Source organism: Cellulomonas sp., from assembly GCF_036279715.1.
GTDB lineage: Bacteria > Actinomycetota > Actinomycetes > Actinomycetales > Cellulomonadaceae > Cellulomonas_A.
In genome coordinates, this window is the sequence record NZ_DASUIR010000056.1 from 16664 (window position 1) to 32398 (window position 15735).

14 protein-coding genes are annotated in these 15735 nt (G+C 71.4%); 8 read left to right on the top strand and 6 right to left on the bottom strand.

Annotated elements, in window-relative coordinates; genetic code table 11:
* The first annotated feature begins 5 nt into the window (after positions 1-5).
* The 6 genes from VFW79_RS06175 to VFW79_RS06200 are packed head-to-tail and all read left to right on the top strand — an operon-like array spanning position 6 to position 5559.
* Positions 6-1667: an AMP-binding protein gene (locus tag VFW79_RS06175; RefSeq protein WP_329676442.1), complete on the top strand. Its 1662-nt coding sequence runs from the start codon at positions 6-8 to the stop codon at positions 1665-1667.
* On the top strand, positions 1664-2131 hold the full coding sequence (locus tag VFW79_RS06180; RefSeq protein ID WP_414647891.1) for a MaoC family dehydratase: 468 nt from the start codon (positions 1664-1666) through the stop codon (positions 2129-2131). The genes VFW79_RS06175 and VFW79_RS06180 overlap by 4 nt, the downstream gene beginning before the upstream one ends.
* Positions 2128-3054 carry an SDR family NAD(P)-dependent oxidoreductase gene (locus tag VFW79_RS06185; RefSeq protein ID WP_329676443.1) on the top strand — a complete coding sequence of 309 codons (927 nt, stop codon included), beginning with the start codon at positions 2128-2130 and terminating at the stop codon, positions 3052-3054. The genes VFW79_RS06180 and VFW79_RS06185 overlap by 4 nt, the downstream gene beginning before the upstream one ends.
* Positions 3051-3452, top strand: a complete 402-nt coding sequence (locus tag VFW79_RS06190) for a thioesterase family protein (protein WP_329676444.1) — start codon at positions 3051-3053, stop codon at positions 3450-3452. The genes VFW79_RS06185 and VFW79_RS06190 overlap by 4 nt, the downstream gene beginning before the upstream one ends.
* Complete coding sequence (locus tag VFW79_RS06195; RefSeq protein WP_329676445.1) at positions 3449-4351, top strand: fumarylacetoacetate hydrolase family protein; 903 nt, start codon at positions 3449-3451, stop codon at positions 4349-4351. The genes VFW79_RS06190 and VFW79_RS06195 overlap by 4 nt, the downstream gene beginning before the upstream one ends.
* Positions 4348-5559: an FAD-dependent monooxygenase gene (locus tag VFW79_RS06200; protein ID WP_329676446.1), complete on the top strand. Its 1212-nt coding sequence runs from the start codon at positions 4348-4350 to the stop codon at positions 5557-5559. The genes VFW79_RS06195 and VFW79_RS06200 overlap by 4 nt, the downstream gene beginning before the upstream one ends.
* A 69-nt stretch (positions 5560-5628) precedes the next feature.
* Here VFW79_RS06200 and VFW79_RS06205 read toward each other — a convergent pair whose 3' ends face one another.
* The 5 genes from VFW79_RS06205 to VFW79_RS06225 form a co-directional block, all read right to left on the bottom strand.
* A complete protein-coding gene (locus VFW79_RS06205) occupies positions 5629-6516 on the bottom strand; it encodes an alpha/beta hydrolase (protein ID WP_329676447.1) in 888 nt (295 codons plus the stop codon).
* A gap of 166 nt (positions 6517-6682) precedes the next feature.
* A complete protein-coding gene (locus VFW79_RS06210; RefSeq protein WP_329676448.1) occupies positions 6683-7789 on the bottom strand; it encodes an NAD(P)-dependent alcohol dehydrogenase in 1107 nt (368 codons plus the stop codon).
* Positions 7786-9282: an aldehyde dehydrogenase family protein gene (locus tag VFW79_RS06215; protein ID WP_329676449.1), complete on the bottom strand. Its 1497-nt coding sequence runs from the start codon at positions 9280-9282 to the stop codon at positions 7786-7788. The genes VFW79_RS06210 and VFW79_RS06215 overlap by 4 nt, the downstream gene beginning before the upstream one ends.
* Positions 9283-9456: 174 nt before the next feature.
* Positions 9457-12195, bottom strand: coding sequence for a bifunctional FO biosynthesis protein CofGH (locus VFW79_RS06220; RefSeq protein WP_329676450.1), 2739 nt, complete (start codon positions 12193-12195; stop codon positions 9457-9459).
* Positions 12196-12448: 253 nt separating this feature from the next.
* A complete protein-coding gene (locus tag VFW79_RS06225) occupies positions 12449-13258 on the bottom strand; it encodes a carbon-nitrogen hydrolase family protein (RefSeq protein ID WP_329676451.1) in 810 nt (269 codons plus the stop codon).
* Positions 13259-13460: 202 nt separating this feature from the next.
* On the opposite strand from VFW79_RS06225, the gene VFW79_RS06230 reads away from it, so the two are divergent.
* Positions 13461-13814 (top strand): MTH938/NDUFAF3 family protein, encoded by a 354-nt coding sequence (locus VFW79_RS06230; RefSeq protein ID WP_329676452.1) that lies wholly within the window; start codon positions 13461-13463, stop codon positions 13812-13814.
* A gap of 181 nt (positions 13815-13995) precedes the next feature.
* Here the strand turns inward: VFW79_RS06230 and VFW79_RS06235 are convergent, their stop codons facing one another.
* Positions 13996-14742, bottom strand: coding sequence for a hypothetical protein (locus VFW79_RS06235; RefSeq protein ID WP_329676453.1), 747 nt, complete (start codon positions 14740-14742; stop codon positions 13996-13998).
* Between the two features lie 369 nt (positions 14743-15111).
* On the opposite strand from VFW79_RS06235, the gene VFW79_RS06240 reads away from it, so the two are divergent.
* Positions 15112-15735: hypothetical protein (locus VFW79_RS06240; RefSeq protein WP_329676454.1), on the top strand; the 624-nt coding region annotated here is incomplete at its 3' end.

Genomic DNA, 15735 nt, shown 5'->3' on the forward strand with positions numbered 1-15735 from the left:
GCGTGATGACGACGACCCCAGTCCTGCCCGCCACGGTCGACGAGAACTGGTCCGCGCTCTGGGACCGCGTCGCGCAGGCCGTCCCGGATCGCGTCGCTGTCGTGGAACGGGACCGGACCACGACCTACCGCGAGCTCGAGGAGCGTGCCGCGCGGCTGGCCGCCGCGCTGCACGAGCGCGGCGTGGGCCACGGCGACCGGATCGGGCTGTTCTGCTACAACCGGCAGGAGTACCTGGAGGCGATCTACGCCGCCTTCAAGCTCGGCGCGATCCCGGTCAACATCAACTTCCGGTACCGCAGCGAGGAGCTCGTCGACCTGCTCGAGCTGACCGCGCCGTCCGTGCTGCTGTTCCCCGACACCCTGTCCGCCGTGGTCACGGACGCCCGCCGGATGGCCGATCCGTCGGTCCGGCTGGTGCAGCTGGGGGACGGTCCTGCCGCCGACGGCGTGGAGCGGTACGACGACCTGCTGGCCGCCGAGCCGTTGCGCGAGCCGCAGCCGATCAGCGGGGCCGACGAGATCTTCATCGTCACCGGCGGCACCACGGGAACCCCCAAGGCCGTGGTGTGGCTGCACAGCGGGCTGTTCGACTCCCAGCTCGTCTCCGCCTACGGGGCGAGCGGCGTCGCCTATCCGACCACGGTCGAGGAGGTCGTCCAGGTCGCGGTCGACCAGGAGGAAAGCGCTCCCCGCACCCTGCCGATCAGCCCGCTCATGCATGCGATGGCGATGTTCAACACGATGAACACGCTGCTTCTCGGAGGCACCGTCGTGTTCCTCGGGCAGGCGAGCTTCGATGCGGCACTGGCGCTGTCGATCGTCGCCGAGCAGCGCATCGACCGGGTGATCATCGCCGGCAACGCGATCGCCCTGCCCCTCGTGGACGAGCTCGACCGCGCACGGGATGCCGGGACGCCGTACGACGCGAGCAGCGTCCGCCTCGTCATGAGCTCCGGGATGCTGTGGTCGGACGAGGCGAAGGCCCGCATGCTGCGGCACCTCGACGCGACGCTGTTCGACATCGTCGGCGCGAGCGAAGGGGGGCCGTTCGCCTACTCGACGGTGCGCAGCGCAGAGGACCTGCCGACGTCGCTCCGGCTCGCCACCGGCGCGACATTGGTCGACGAGCGCGGGCACGAGCTCCCGCACGAGCCTGGTACCACCGGCCTGCTCGGCTACCGCGGCCCGATGCCGCTCGGCTACTACCGGGACCCCGAGCGCACCGCCACGGCGTACCTGGAGGTCGACGGGCGGCGGCTCGTGGTCCCGGGCGACTTCGCGCGAAGGCTCGGCGGCGACCGGGTCGAGATGCTCGGTCGCGGCACAGCCGTCGTGAACACCGGCGGGGAGAAGGTCTACCCGGTCGAGGTCGAGGCCGCGATCCTCACCCATGACGCTGTCGGCGACTGCGTCGTGTTCGGCGTGCCCGACGAGCGGTGGGGCTCGATCGTTGCTGCAGTTGTCGCCCCCAAGAAGGGCAGGCAGGTCACGTCCGAGGAGATCGACGCACACATCGCGGGCCGGCTGGCCGGGTACAAGCGGCCGCGCCTCACGGTGATCTCCGACCGGATCGACCGCAGCATGAGCGGCAAGCTCAACCTCCGGGCCGTGATCGCCCTTGGCCGCACAGCTGTTCCGTCCCGAGAGAAGGCGAGCAACCCGTGAGTGACACCAGGACCCCGGTCCGCCCGACGATTGCCGATCTTCCGTCCCTGCTCGACGTGCCGCTCGGCCCGTCCGCATGGCGGCCTGTGACGCAGGCGGAGGTCGATGCGTTCGCCGACCTCACCGGTGACCACAACCCGATCCACGTCGATCCCGACTTCGCGAGCGGCACGCCGTTCGGCGGAACGATCGCGCACGGCTATCTCACGCTGTCGCTGATCGTGCCGACGATGGCCGAGCTGGTCGAGGTCGTGGAGGTCGGCACCGCGGTGAACTACGGCCTGGACAAGCTGCGCTTCCCGGCGCCCGTCCGGGTGGGTTCACGCATCCGCGCCACGACGACGCTCACAACTCTCGACGATGTGCCCGGCGGCGTCCAGGCGCACTGGAACAGCACGATCGAGGTCGAGGGCTCCGGAAAGCCGGCCGTCGTCGCCCACATGGTTGTGCGGTACTACGCATGAGCGGCGCACTGGACGGCAAGGTCGCCATCGTCACCGGAGCGGGCCAGGGTCTTGGCCTGGCCTACGCGCGTGCTCTCGCCCGGGCCGGGGCAGCTGTCGTCGTGAACGACGCGAACGCCGACAGCGCGTACACGGCTGCGGCCTCGATCGTCTCCGGCGGCGGTCGAGCGGTGGCGGTGGCCGCCGCCGTGGGCCCGACCGCGACGGCGGACCTGCTGGTCCGTGCCGCGGTCGACACGTTCGGCCGGCTGGACATCCTGGTCACCAATGCCGGGGTGCTGCGGGACACCGTGCTGTGGAAGATGACCGACGAGCAGTTCGACGCCGTCATCGACACGCACCTCCGCGGCACGTTCACCACCGCTCGTGCGGCGGCGCAGCACATGCGCGCGGCGGGTGAAGGCGGCCGGATCATCGTGATCGGTTCCCCGGCCGGCCAGCACGGGAACTTCGGCCAGACCAACTACGCCGCGGCAAAGGCAGGGATCGTGGCGATGGCCCGCACCTGGTCGCTCGAGCTCGCGCGCGCCGGGATCACGGTCAACGCCGTCGTCCCCACCGCGCTCACCGCCATGACCGCGACCATCCCGGCATACGCCGAGGTCGCTGCGGCATTCGAGCGCGGCGAGCCGATCCCGCCGTCGATCCGCCGCGACCACGCGCTCGGCTCCCCCGACGACGTCGCGCCGCTCGTGGTGTGGCTCGCCTCCGACGCGTCCGCCGCCGTCACCGGACAGGCGATCGGGATCGGCGGCGACGCGCTCACGCTCTACACCCATCCCGACGTCGGCACCGTGCTGTTCCACGACGGCGGGTGGGACGTGGACTCCATCGCCGGCGCCTGGAGCACGTCCTTGGCTGCGCAGTCGCAGACCTCGGGCATCGTGCTGCCCGCCGTCGAGGCGCCGGCGGCACGGTCATGACCACGCGGCGGCTGCGGGTGGAGTGGGTGGACACCGACGCCTCGGGACGGATCCACCACACGGCGGCATTCCGGTGGGCGGAGGTCGTCGAGCACGAGCTCATGCGCGAGCTCGGCCTGACGGAGCTGACGTCGTTCCCGCGCCGGGCCCTGGCGGTCGAGTTCTCAGCGCCGCTGCGGTTCGGTGACGTCTTCGACCTGAAGCTAGAGATCGAGCACCTCGGCACCACCTCGGTCGGCTACGTCTGGGAGGCGGTGAAGGTCGGGCCGGACGGGCCGGCGCAGTCCTGCTTCGTCGGGCACACCACAGCGGTCTTCGTCGGCGAGGACGAACGACCGCGACCGCTGCCTGCGACGTTGCGGGATGCCGACAGCGCACTGCGGAAGGTGGACGCGTGAAGATCGCCACGACCACGGACGGCCGCCTGCTGGTGGCGACGGACGGCACGCTCGCCGCCGACGTCACGGCCGCGCTGGGCCTGACCGGTCCCGACCCGTTCGCCCTGCTGCTCGCGCGAGGGCAGGGCATCGCGCCGATCGCCGACCTGGACCTGCCGTCGCTGCCGCAGGTCGCGCTCGGCGACGTCACGCTCGGCGCGCCGGTGCGACCGCGCACGGTGATCGGTGCACCGGTCAACTACCGCGACCACCAGGTGGAGATGCACGAGCAGCTCACGGTCGCCGAGCTCGGCGTCTTCCTGAAGGCGTCGTCGTCTGTGATCGGCCCCGGCGGCATCGTCGAGCTGCCGTACACCGACGTGCGGACCGACCACGAGGGCGAGCTCACGGTGGTGCTCGGGAGGCACGCCCGGAACCTGTCCCCGGCGCAGGCGATGGATGCCGTCCTCGGCTACACGTGCGGTCTGGACATCACGGTGCGCTCGACGGAGGACCGCTCCACCCGGAAGTCGTTCCGCACGTTCACGCCGCTCGGCCCGTGGGTCGTCTCCGCCGACGAGGTGCCGGACCCCGGTGCGCTCGACCTGCGCTGCTGGGTGGGTGACGAGCTGCGCCAGCACGCGTCCACCGCCGACCTCATCCTCGGCGTCGCCGAGCTCGTGGCGTATGCGAGCCACGTCATGACCCTCGAACCGGGCGACGTCATCCTCACCGGGACGCCCGCGGGCGTCGGGCCGATCCTGCCCGGCGACCGCGTCGCGGTCGAGATATCTCAGCTCGGCAGGCTCGAGGTGACGGTGAGCGACGCCGGCGCGATCGCCTACGCGGACAGACCGGGGGTCGCGCACCGCGGTCCCTCCGGGAACGGCACGGATCACACTCTTGGGAGGACCGCATGAAGACCTGCGATGCGATCGTCGTCGGCGCCGGGCCGGTCGGCCTGGCGGCCGCGCTCGCCCTGCGCGCGTACGGCGTCGAGGTAACGGTGCTCGAGGCGGGTGCCGCCGACCGCGAGCGGCCCGGCAGCCGGGCCATCTTCACGCACTCGTCCACGGTCGAGATCCTCGACCGGCTCAGCCCTGGACTCGGCGACGAGCTGGACGAGGCCGGCTACTGGTGGGCGACGCAACGGACGTTCTTCGAGGGCCGCGAGGTCTACGCGAAGACCTACCCGGAGCCGGAGCCCGGCACCCGGCCGCACTTCACCAGCCTGCCCCAGGTGCAGATCGAGGCGATGCTGCGCCAGCACGCGCTGGCAGCCGGAGTCGAGTTCGCCTTCGGCCAGGACGTGACGGCGCTCGACACGGATCCGGACGGCGTCACCGCGACCACAGCCGACGGCGGGTCGTGGCGAGCTCGGTACGCGATCGGGGCGGACGGGGCGCGCTCGGCCGTGCGCAAGCAGATCGGCGCGGTCATGGAGGGCAGCCGCGACGACGGCTGGTACATCGTGGTCGACGTGGCCGAGCTCGACGAGCCCGCCCTGCCGATCGAGCGCGCGTTCCACTACTCCCATCCGGCCGTGGGCGGCCGGAACGTGCTCATCGTGCCGTTCGCCGGCGGGTGGCGGGTCGACCTGCAGCTACGCCCCGACGACGACCCGGAGGTCTTCGGCAGCTCCGCGGGGGTGCGGGAGTGGCTTGGCTCGGTCATGCCTGACGGCTACGCGGACCGCGTGACCTGGGTCTCCACGTACCAGTTCATGCAGCTGGTCGCCAGCACGTTCACCGACGCGAACCGTCGGGTGCTGCTCGCCGGTGAGGCGGCACACCTGTTCGCACCGTTCGGGGCGCGCGGCCTGAACTCCGGGGTCCCCGACGCCGAGGCCGCCGCCCAGGGGATCGCGCTCGGGCTCGCGGCACGCACGCCACAGCTCGCAGCCGCCGGCATCGAGGCCGCAGCGCGGGCCAGACGCTCCGCCGCGCTCTTCAACCGGGACGCAGCCGGCGAGGCTCTCGGTCACCTGCGCCCGGACGAGGACGCCGCCACGCAGATCCGGTTCGCCGCAGAACGTGCGGCGACCGACCCCGAGGCCGCCGTGTGGCTGGAGAAGGCGCCCTACGGCCCGCGCGGGGTCCCCACCGCGGAAACGGTCTACCGCTACTGACCCTGCGAAGCACAGCCGGGACGGCCCCGATCAGGGGCCGTCCCGGCTGTGCTTGTCCGCGTGCGGCGATCAGGCCATCAGCGCCCGCATGAACGTCGCCGCCTCGTCGATCGACTCCATTCCTTCGTCCAGCATCGGGGCGAACATCTGCCATGAGTGGCACATGCCGTCGAAGACCTTCAGGGTCGCGTCACCGCCGGTCGCGGTGATCCGCTCGGTCACCGTGACGGCGTCGTCGCGCAGGCGTTCCCAGCTCCCCACGTGGACGAGCACCGGCGGCAGACCGGACAGGTCAGCATCGAAGGGTGTGAGCTCGGGCGAGCGACGATCGCCGTCGCCGACGTAGATCTGGAGCATGAGCGCGATGAGCTCGGCCGTCAGGAGCGGCGCGTCCGTCTCGCTGCGGTGGGAGCCGCCGTCGCCGGCAAGGTCGAGCGCGGGAGACATCAGCACGACCGCAGCCGGCAGCAGACGGCCCTCGTCCCGCGCACGCACGACGGTGGCCAACGCGAGGTTGCCGCCGGCCGAGTCCCCGATCACGGAGATCTTCGACGGTGCATAGCCCTGCTCGAGGGCCCACAGGTAGACGTCGTAGGCGTCGTGGTGGCACGTCGGCGCGGGGTGCTCAGGGGCGAGCCGGTAGTCGGGCGTCAAGACGCGCACGCCCGAGCGGAGGGCGAGGTTGGCCGCGACGACCCGGTGGGTGCGGCTCGAGCCGAAGAAGAATCCACCACCGTGGAAGTAGATGACCAGCGAATCCTGCGCAGCGCCGTCGAACTCGATCAGCTCGCCGGTGACCGGACCGCACTCGACGCGGTCGATGCGTGCTCCCGGTGGGATCGGGGTCGGCTCGTTGCTGGCCTCGAACCAGGACCGGAACTCCGACAACCCTCCGTTCTCCGGCGGGGGAAACTGCGCACCGACCTGCAGGATCTGGGCAAGCTGGTCTTTCGACACTGCTACCTCCGGGGAATGGGTCGAGGCGCCTCGCGCGCCTGGCAATCATCAGTAAACCTGAATGTTGACCAGAGCGCCAGCACCAGATCCCCGCATGCCGACGATCGGCGCGTGGGGTCCGGAGCGCCGCACCTGCAGGCTCCGGACCCCACGCCCTCCCGGGGCGTCAGTGCACGATGACGGGCTTGACGGTGGTGCCGTGGTGCATGTCGGCGACCGCCTGGTCGAGCTGGTCGAGCGTGTACTGCTTGGTGAGTCGGCCGAGGGGGAACCGGCCGCTCGCCACGAGCTCGACGAGCTGGGGAATGAGCGACTTCGGGTCCGCGTCGCCCATCGTCACCCCGCTGATCGACTTCCCGGGGAGGATGCCCTGGAAGTCCACGGGGATCTCCGTCCCGGGCGGCGGGGCACCGCACGTGACGAGGCGACCACGCGCACCAAGGGCGTCGATCCCCGACCGCGCCACGGCCGGCACTCCCGTGGTGTCGAACGCATGGGTCAGACCCGCGCCACCCGTGATCTCGACGATCCGGGCGACGACGTCTTCCTCGCGGCCGTTGATGATGTGCGTGGCCCCGAGCTCGAGCGCGAGGTCGAGCCGCTCCGGTACGACGTCGACGGCGATGAGCAGCTCGGGCTCGCGAAGCGCAGCGGCCACGACGCCGGACAGCCCGACAGCCCCAGCCCCGAACACCGCCACCCGCGCGCCGGCCTGCACGTCCAGCGCGTTCCACACCGAGCCGAAGCCGGTCATCACCCCGCAGCCGAGCGGGGCGATGGTCGTGAGGTCGGCGTCAGGATCGACGACGACGACGTTGCGCTCCTCGGCGATGGCGTGCTGGGCGAACGACGACTGCGCGAAGAAGTGCCCTCCGATGGGCGCGCCGTCGAGAGAGATCGTCGGCGTGCCGTCCTCGCGCGCCCCGGCGAAGAGGTTGCGCGGCAGCCAGGTGCTGCAGTAGGCCGGGTGACCGTGCAGGCACGCCGGGCACTCGCCGCAGGACGCGTAGCTCAGCACCACCTTGTCCCCCGGGGTGATCGTGGTGACCGCGGAGCCGACCTGCTCGACCACGCCTGCACCCTCGTGGCCGATGACGCCGGGCAGCGGGAAGGGGATGCCACCGGCCCACACACCCAGGTCGGTGTGACACACACCGGTGGCGACCATCCGGACGAGGACCTCGTGCTCACGCAGGTCACCGAGCTCGACGTCCTTGACGGTGAACGACGTCTGTGGCCCCGACAGAACGGCGGCCCTGGTCTTCGTGCTCATGCCTGGTCCTCACCGAGGTCGATCACGATGGACTTGGTCCGCTGGTAGGACGCCAGCGACTCCGGCCCGTACTCCCGGCCCCACCCCGAACCCTTCACCCCACCGAACGGGACGGCCGGGTCGAGCACGGCCCAGCCGTTGACCCAGCAGATCCCGGCGTCGAGTCGCTTGGCGACGCGGTGCACGCGCGCGATGTTCGAGGTCTGGATGCCCGAGGCCAGGCCGTACGCGGTGCCGTTGGCCATCGCGATGGCCTCCTCCTCGGTGTCGAACGGCTCGACGGTCAGGACCGGTCCGAACACCTCCTCGCGGACGCACTCCGCATCGGACGCCAGACCCGCCAGGACCGTGGGCCGGTAGTAGAACCCGCCGCCCATGTCGACCTGCTCACCCCCGCACACGACCTGCGCACCCTCCCTGCGCGCGGACTCGACGAGGGCCGTGACCTTGTCGAGCTGGTTCTGGCTGGCAAGCGGCCCGATCACTGTCGCCTCGTCGGTGATGTCACCGAACGGCACGCCCGGGACCGCCTGGCTCAGGATGCCCAGCACCGTGTCGTAGATCGGCCGCTCGACGAGCAGGCGAGGACCCGCCATGCAGAACTGACCGGCGTTGAAGACGAAGGCGCCGATCACGGTGCCGATGGCCTTGTCGAGGTCGGCGTCGGCGAACAGGATGTTGGCCGCGTTGCCGCCGAGCTCCGCGGTGAACGGCTTGAGGGTCTGCCCCGCGAGCGCCGCGGCGTGGGCCCCCACCTCCGTGGAGCCGGTGAACGCCACCTTGTCGACCTGCGGGTGGCCGACGAGGTGGTCTCCGAGGCTCGCGCCCGATCCCGTGATGACGTTGAAGACACCGTCCGGGACGCCTGCGTCCTTGAGCACCTGGGCCATGAACAGTGCGCTGAGGGGCGTGTCGCTGGCCGGCTTGTGCACGATCGAGTTCCCGGCGATGAGGGCCGGCGCGATCTTTGTCGAGGACAGGATGAGCGGGAAGTTGAAGGGGGTGATCGCTGCGACGACGCCGATCGGCTCCTTGCGGATGTAGGCGTGCGCGTTGGCGGGGATCTCGCGAACCGACCCGTCCAGGTGCTGGCCGAGGCTCGCCGCGTACTCGAACTGCAGGATCGCGTGCTCGGTGTCGACGATCCGTGCGAACGTGATGGGCTTGCCGACGTCGTGGCTCTCCAGCTGCGCGAGCTCCTCACGGCGCTCGTGAAGGAGCTCGACGACCTTCAGCAGGACGCGCGACCGCTCCCGGCCGCTGAGGCGAGACCAGACACCGGAGTCGAACGACTCGCGTGCGGCGGCGACGGCCGCATCCACGTCGGTCGTCGTCGCCCAGGCCACCGAGGAGATCACGCGACCGGTCGCCGGGCTGATCACGTCGCGTCGGGCGCCGTCGGACGCCTCACGCCACTGACCACCGATGAAGAGCCGGCCGGGAGGGAAGTGGACACTGCTCGTGACAGCTGGGGGTGTGTCGGTGATGGTCATGACCGTCCTCTCATCGTTGAGAAACGCCCGGTCGTCGGTCGGGAGCCGAACCTCCGGCACCGAGCGCGACCTTCAGGCTTCCTGATGATAACGCGATCCCGCCGCGATTGTTCTCGATCTCCGCCAGGGAACCGAGAGGGCGAGCCTGCGTCGGACCCCGACGCCCGTGGCCACCTACGGCCGAGGCCGCGCGATCACCGGCGTGCCGTCGTGGAAGGCGTGCTCGGCGCCCTCACCGCCCGCCGGTCCGATCGGCAGCACCTTGAGCGAGCGGCCGGTCGCCGCGAAGCCGATGTCGGCGAACCGGCGGGCGGTCCCGACGCGCTCGACGGTCGGCTCGCCGTACTCGGTGGTCCGCTGGCGGGGCGTGCGCCCGATGGCCGCCACCATCTGCTCCAGCTCTGCGATGGTCTTCTCCGAGCCGTTGTCGGCGCCGGCCATCCGGCTGATCGTCTCCTCCATGAGCGTCCCCCCGAGGTCGTCGGCGCCGCCGCGCAGCATGACGTGGGTGCCCTCGACGCCGAGCTTGACCCAGGACGTCTGCACATGGTCGATCCGGCCGTGCAGCACGAGGCGCGCGATCGCGTGGACGGCGCGGTTCTCCTGGACCGTCGGACCGGGACGGGCGACCCCGGCGAGGTAGACCGGCGCGTTCATGTGCACGAAGGGCAGCGGCACGAACTCGGTGAAGCCGCCGGTCTCGTCCTGGATGGCGGCGAGGGTGCGCAGGTGCGCGACCCAGTGCGAGGGGTTGTCGACGTGGCCGTACATCATCGTGGCGGACGAGCGCAGTCCGACCTGGTGCGCCGCCGTCACGATCTCGATCCACGTGGCGGCCGGCAGCTTGCCCTTCGTGAGCAGCCAGCGGACGTCGTCGTCGAGGATCTCGGCGGCCGTCCCGGGGATGGTGTCGACGCCTGCCTCGCGCACCTCGGTGAGGAACTCGCGGAACGACAGGCCGGTGCGGGCGGCGCCGTTGACGATCTCCATCGGACTGAACGCGTGCAGGTGGATGTCCGGGCGGCGAGCCTTCACCTCACGGGCGAGGTCGAAGTAGGCGGTACCCGGCAGGTCCGGGTGGATGCCGCCCTGCATGCAGATCTCGGTCGCGCCGATCGACCACGCCTCATCGACGCGATCGCCGACCTGCGCGATCGACAGCGTGAACGCGTCGGCGTCCGTACGGCGCTGGGCGAACGCGCAGAACCGGCAGCCGGTGTAGCAGACGTTGGTGAAGTTGATGTTCCGGTTGACGACGTAGGACACGACGTCGCCGTTGACGTCCGCGCGGATGCGGTCGGCGAGCGTGGCGAGCGCCTCGAGGTCGGCACCCTGGGCGCCGAAGAGGGTGAGGTACTCGGTGTCGGTGAGTCCTGCGGGGTCGGTCTCGGCTCGCAGGAGCGCGGCGCGGACTGCGGGGTCGGAGCCGGAGGTGAGTGGGACGGGTGCCGCGCCGCGGCGGGCCGCGACCTGCCCGGCGGCTTCGCCCGACGTGGTGGCCTGCGGCTGCCCGGTCCCGAGCGCCTCCTCGCGGAGCGCCTGCCAGTCGCCGTAGACCGCGTCGAAGTCGCCGCGGCGGTCGCCCGTGCGGCCGACGGTGTCGATCTCGACGTGCAGGTCGACACGGCCGGACGAGCCCCACTGCGGGTCGGGCTCCTGCCACGGCCGCCCGACCGGGACCTGACCCTCGACCGCGAGGCCGTCGTCGTCCGCGAGCGCTCGCAGGTGCGGCAGGACGCGCGGGTCGATCCACGGCTCTCCCGCGCGCACGTAGTGCGGGTGCGCGGTGAGCCGCTCGCGGAGCGCGAACCCGGCCTCTGCGGTGAGCCGCGCGAGGTCGTCGACGTGCGGCCACGGTCGCTCCGGGTTGACGTGGTCCTGCGTCAGCGGGCTCACACCGCCCCAGTCGTCGATGCCCGCACGCACCAGCAGACCGAGCTCGGCCGGGTCGGTGAGGTTGGGCGGCGCCTGCACGCGCGCCCGCGGACCGAGCACGAGTCGGGTGACCGCGACCGCAGCGGCGTACTCCTCGGTCGCGAGGTCGTCGGCCGCACGCATGACGGTGCGGTCCTTCGCCCGGAAGTTCTGGACGATCGTCTCCTGGACGTGGCCGTGCCGGCGGTCCGAGGCGCGGATCGCGAACATCGCGTCGACGCGCTCGGCGTACGTCTCCCCGATGCCCAGCAGCACCCCGGTCGTGAACGGGACCCCCGAGCGGCCGGCGTCCTCCAGGACCCGCAGCCGCAGCGCCGGGTCCTTGTCCGGCGAGCCGTGGTGCGCCTGACCGGGGGTGGTCCACAACCGGCTGCTCGTGGTCTCGAGCATCATGCCCATCGACGGCGCGACCGGCTTGAGCCGCTGGATCTCCTCCCACGACATCACCCCCGGGTTGAGGTGCGGGAGCAGGCCGGTCTCCTCGAGGACGCGGATCGCCATCGCGCGCAGGTACGCGAGCGTCGAGTCGTAGCCGTGCGCGTCGAGCCACTCGCGTGCAGCCGGCCAGCGGTCCTCAGGCCGGTCCCCGAGCGTGAACAGCGCCTCCTTGCAGCCCATGGCGGCACCCTCGGCGGCGATCGCGAGCACCTCGTCCGGAGAGAGGTACGGCGCCCGACCTTCACGCGTGAGCTGAGTGGGCGTCTGGGCGAACACGCAGTAGTGGCAGCGGTCGCGGCACAGGTGCGTCAGCGGGATGAAGACCTTGCGCGAGTAGGTGATCACCCCGGGGCGGCCCGCTCGCTCGAGTCCCGCATCCCGCACCCGACCCGCTGCCGTGAGCAACCGGTCGAGGTCGGCGCCACGGGCGTGCAGCAGCGTCTCCGCCTCGGTGCGGTCCAGGGTCACTCCGTCGTCGGCACGGCGCAGGGCACGGCGGAGGGCGGAGGAGGACGGGACAAAGGACTGCTTGACAGGCATGGGACCTCGCGGGTGCGGGGTGCGCGCGGGCCGAGAGCGCACCGATGGATGTGCCAACAACCGGTTCGCTCGGCCCAAGTCCAGGCGTCGTGGCGAGGAAGTGGTCCCACCCTGCCTCCCGTCGGACGGGCGGTCAAGCGACGAGGTCGCGTGCGCGAGGGAGCATCGTGGTCGCGGCGGTACGGGTCTGCACGAGCTCCGGCCAACGGCTTGCTCCGCTCGTCGGAGCACCCTCGGGCCGGGTATGCCCGGCTCAGGGGCGGTGGGACCGGTCGGGTGTCGGCGCCTGCCCTGACGCGTCGAGGAGGCCGGCGTCACGGGCGCGCAGCGTGCGGATCGGGGCCTTCGAGAGGTGGGTGACGAGCAGCCCTGGTTCCACCCCCAGGGACGGTCCGCGTTCTCCGTCGGGGCCCCAGAAGCCGCTGCCGCCGCATGAGGTCCAGCTCGGGCCCGTCCCGGCGAGGTTGGCGAGCACGACGTGCATGCGGTGGTCCATCGCGCGGGCGGCCATGTGGACGTCGAGGCGGCGTTCCTGACCGCTCGTGTAGAGCGCCGACACGGCGTACACGTCCGCACCGGTGCCGGCTGCCCGGAGCGCGTGGGTGGGAACGGCTGCGTCGGCGCAGACCGCAAGCGCGACCCGGTAGCCGTCGACGACCAACGGCGCACCGGGCGTGTCGGGAACGAACCGATCGCGCTCAGCCCCGTGCAGGTGCTGCTTTCCCTGGATGACCTGCCGGTCAGGACCGACCGCGATGGACGCGAGGAGACGCCGTCCGTCATCAGCGATCACGGGGGCACCAACGATCACGTTCAGGCCCGTCGCCGTCACCGCTTCCCGGATGGGTTCGCATCGGCGATCGCGCTCGGTGACCCACCGGGCCTCGTCGTCGAGAGCGTCGACGTCATAGCCGACAAGGGACAGCTCACCGAACACCACGAGCTGCGCACCGCGCACGGCCGCTTCGTGGATGAGGGCCGCCGCGTGCTCGGCGTTGGCGCCCACGTCACCAGGGACGGGCGCGACCTGGGCGACAGCGACGACGAGCGGCGGCACATCCACGCAGGGATATTAGCCGCCAGGACTCGCCCCTGCCCGCCCGTCGCGGGCGTCACCCCTGCCGGTGCTGCGTGAACGCTGGCAGGATGGTGGTGACGAAGCGCGAGGCCCGCTGCCGAGGAGGTGGTGGCATGGCGCACCTGACGCACGCGTGCGACCCCAGCCGCCGGGCACGGTCGTGGCTCCCACCCAGGGCGGACGTCCGATGAAGGCGCGCCTGCTCGGCTTCGGGTCGCTCGAGGTCGATGGACGCCGCTACCGGCACGACGTCGTCATCGACGCCGGTGTGGTCCGTCGCCGAGACAAGAAGCCGTCGAAGCCGCTCGCCGCCCGGTACGGCCACACGCCGCTGTCCGCCGCCGAGGACCTGCCATGGGCAGGCCGGACGCTGATCATCGGGACCGGCGCTCACGGTGCGCTGCCGATCGCACCCGAGGTCGAGCAGGAGGCGCTTCGTCGGGGTGTCACCATCGTCGCAGCCTCGACCGAGGACGCCTGCAGGCTGCTGGACGAGCTCGAGGACTGGGACATCAACGCCGTCCTCCATGTCACCTGCTGAGAGGCGAGCGCTGCGCTATCCCATGCGACCCCAACTGCTTCGCCGTCAGCACTGGCGATCATCACCTGGATCGAACGCACCTACCACCGCCGCCGCAGGCAAGCCCGCCTGAGGCCTGGACTTCGACGGACTCAGCCCGCGGTGCTTGGCCCGAGAGATCAAGGAGTGGCTCGCCTGCGGGCTACCGGCCGGCCTTCTCGGCTGCCGACGGGGCAAGCGTGCGGGTACGCCGTCGGCTGATGAGCAGGACCACCGCCACCACCGGGCCCCACAGCACGAGGATGAGGCCGGGACCGAAGCCCTCAGGACCGACGAGGACGCTGGAGACTGCGAAGGCCCCCGCGACGGCAGACAGGACGGACATCGCCCGGTGCCCCCACAGGTCGCTCCTGGCCAACAGCCACGCGATCACCAGGACCGAGGCCCCGAGGAGGACAGCGGCCGGGGCGTGGAGCCCGTCACGAGAGAGGACCGCAGCTCGGGCGAGCTCAGGGTCGACGACGTCCCGGAGCCCGTCGGCGGCCATGCCGGAGGCTGCCAGGACAGGCCACAGGCGGACACCTTCTGCCCCCACGTAGATCGCCGTCGATGCGCCCGCCAGGGTGATGGCCAGGATGGCTGCCACGTCCAGCCGTCTGCAGGCTGCGCGGACGACGGCCACCAGCAGTACCAGCAGGATCACCCACTGGACGACGCGCAGCATCGTGTTCAGAGGGATGCGGCCGAAGTTGTCGACGTAGAAGTCGATGAAGTCCTGGCCTGGGGCCGCAGGCTCCGGCGACTCGGGCCGCATCCCCGCCATGCGGTCGATGAGGGTGAACCACGGCACCAGTGCCAGCCCAGCGACGGCCGCGACCAGCCCGGCCCGCCGGCGGGCCTCCACGACGTCGTGGTCGTATCCCTTCGGGCCCTCGTCGACCGAGCTCATTGCGGCCTCCTCGGGTTGATCGGGAGCCTGCAGGACTCACCGAGAGCGTGGACCAACCGTCACATCCAGAATGCTCCCCGTGGGGCCTTTCCGTCATCGTTCGACCTGGCCGTCATCGTCGCCGAGTCGCCGGCTCCGCGGGCTCCCGCCACCGACTGCCGGCCCGCGAGAAGGTCACGGCGCGATGGATCAGCGTCTCCACGACCCTGGGTCAGAGGCCGGCCTCCGAGTGAATGGGGCCACCTCCACTGCGCGGGCCGCCGGTGCCGGTGCGAGCGCGAGGCGCAATCGTGCAATGCCGTCCTCCGCTCCGTCGACGCCGGCCCACGTCCGACGATCGGCCGCGATCGCCGCGAGCATCGTTTCGAGGTGCTCCCGGTCACGTCGGCCGGCCTCGCCCACAGCGTCACTCGGCCGGATGAGGGTCGTCAGCACGGCGAAGTCGATCAGGTGTCGAGCCCTGGCTCGATCGAGGACGACGGTGTGAGCGGCGGCCTTCGCGACCAGCGCACCGAGCAGGCTCGGCCGGCGCACAGTGCCGCTGCGCCCATCGAGAACGACCTCGACGGTCTGCGTCCGGTCCAGTGCCTGCTGGGCGCCGGGCGTCTCGATCGTCGTCCCACCGGACACGCCCCGCCGCCCTGCGGCTCGCTCCCCCAGATGCCGCGGGATGAGCACGTCGATCTGCGCCGCGCCGCGCTGCCAGCGGTGCTGGTGGCCTTCCCAGGACTCGCCGGTCGAAGCGAATCCCAGCTCGACGAGGGCGGTCGTGAAGGAGTGCAGCGCGCCGGGCTCGGCTCGGACGTCGAGGACGGCGTCGACGTCGTCAGTCGGACGCGTCGGCGCGATGCCGCGCTCGATGCAGTGCAGGTGAACCATCTGGCCGCCGACGAGAGTCCACCCGGTTGGGTGGCGGTCCGCCAGGTCGAGGAGCCCGCTCCACGCCTCCCCCCTGCCCACGGCTCATCGGCGGCAGCACCACGCTCATGTGAC

Excerpts from the sequence above, each read along its gene's own strand:
- VFW79_RS06175 (WP_329676442.1), top strand. The coding sequence starts at position 6 with ATGACGACGACCCCAGTCCTGCCCGCCACGGTCGACGAGAACTGGTCC.
- VFW79_RS06185 (WP_329676443.1), top strand. The coding sequence starts at position 2,128 with ATGAGCGGCGCACTGGACGGCAAGGTCGCCATCGTCACCGGAGCGGGC.
- VFW79_RS06190 (WP_329676444.1), top strand. The coding sequence starts at position 3,051 with ATGACCACGCGGCGGCTGCGGGTGGAGTGGGTGGACACCGACGCCTCG.
- VFW79_RS06200 (WP_329676446.1), top strand. The coding sequence starts at position 4,348 with ATGAAGACCTGCGATGCGATCGTCGTCGGCGCCGGGCCGGTCGGCCTG.
- VFW79_RS06210 (WP_329676448.1), bottom strand. The coding sequence starts at position 7,789 with ATGAGCACGAAGACCAGGGCCGCCGTTCTGTCGGGGCCACAGACGTCG.
- VFW79_RS06215 (WP_329676449.1), bottom strand. The coding sequence starts at position 9,282 with ATGACCATCACCGACACACCCCCAGCTGTCACGAGCAGTGTCCACTTC.
- VFW79_RS06220 (WP_329676450.1), bottom strand. The coding sequence starts at position 12,195 with ATGCCTGTCAAGCAGTCCTTTGTCCCGTCCTCCTCCGCCCTCCGCCGT.
- VFW79_RS06230 (WP_329676452.1), top strand. The coding sequence starts at position 13,461 with ATGAAGGCGCGCCTGCTCGGCTTCGGGTCGCTCGAGGTCGATGGACGC.
- VFW79_RS06235 (WP_329676453.1), bottom strand. The coding sequence starts at position 14,742 with ATGAGCTCGGTCGACGAGGGCCCGAAGGGATACGACCACGACGTCGTG.